The 1,341-nt window shown below is 42.4% G+C and carries 1 protein-coding gene; it reads left to right on the plus strand.

Features of this window, described 5'->3' with window-relative positions; translation table 11 throughout:
- Positions 1-76 precede the first annotated feature (76 nt).
- Positions 77-1,114 (plus strand): IS110 family RNA-guided transposase, encoded by a 1,038-nt coding sequence (locus EKG39_RS23215; RefSeq protein WP_126508322.1) that lies wholly within the window; start codon positions 77-79, stop codon positions 1,112-1,114.
- Positions 1,115-1,341: the final 227 nt, after the last annotated feature.

Raw genomic sequence — 1,341 nt, forward strand, 5'->3', positions numbered from 1 at the left:
AGTGTAGATAATTGGACTCCCCACTTTCTAATCAGTTACGGTATATCTCAATTCTCACGAGATTTCGGAGTCCAAAATGAAAAGTACTATTGTTGGTGTTGATCTGGCTAAAAATGTGATTCAAGTTTGCGTCTTCACAAATAACAAGGTGCACTCAAATACTGAAATGACACCGAATGAATTTATCGACTGGCTGGCTAACTCAGCCCCCCTAACCATCGTGTTCGAAGCTTGTGGAATGTCTAATTATTGGAAACAAAAAGCAATGACATTTGGTCATGAGGCTAAGTTAATTTCAGCAAAGTTAGTCTCAGCTGTCAGGCAAAATCAAAAAACAGACAAAAATGATGCTTTAGCGATTGTTCAGGCCGCACTGTTACCTGAGGTAAACTTCATTACAGGTAAATCAGTCGAGCAGCAGCAACTGCAATCCATTATGAGGTTACGAGAACTTGCTATCAAACAAAAAACGGCGATGAGTAACCAGCTCACCTCATTGTTGGCAGAGTTTAATCTTATGGTTTCAAGCAGAAATGGCGGCTTACGTGGTGTGATTGAGTCCACGTTAGAAGACGCTGAAAATGATTTTACTTCTGAGTTTCGTGGCGCTCTTGCAGCAGCCTGGCAACAGTATTTATCCGTAGTAACATCCATCACGACTTATGATCTGTGTTTGGAAAAATCACTCGACACTCACCCTGAGGCTCAAAAATTATTAAAAATTGAAGGGGTGGGTACTCTCAATGCGATTAATCTTTATATCGCATTAGGCTGCGCTGATATTGGTGTCGTTTCCAGTGGAAAAGATGCATCCGCCTGTATTGGATTGACGCCGGTTCAATATTCTTCAGGTGGAAAGGTCAAACTGGGGTCCATAGGAAAACACGTTAAAAATAGTATTCTCAGAAGCCAGTTAATCACTGGCGCATTGTCAGCAGTCAGTCAAATGGTCAAAAGAGAAGCCAAAACGACGAAGGAGCGCTGGGTCCAAGCCTTGGTTGAGCGACGGGGTAAAAAATGTGCCGCAGTGGCGTTAGCCAATAAGACGGTCAGAACCGCCTATGCCATGCTCACACAGGGTACAGAGTATAAAGCAGAGTTAATTTCAGCTTAAAAAGCGTTCAAACAACAAAAATGCACAATCGAAGATTAAAAATCAGCCAGTTAAGGTAGCCCGCATCAAAGAGTCTTGAGCTCGCAGTGTAGAATTATCAACTGGTTCGCGTAAATATCATAGAGCCTGAGTTCGCTACTCAATTGAGAGCTCGTACATAAGTTCGCATTTATTTCTTCAAGATTGCCTGTTTGTTGTTGACACAGGGGAGTCCACATAAGATGCGG

Source organism: Shewanella atlantica, assembly GCF_003966265.1.
In the GTDB taxonomy this organism is placed as follows: domain Bacteria; phylum Pseudomonadota; class Gammaproteobacteria; order Enterobacterales; family Shewanellaceae; genus Shewanella; species Shewanella atlantica.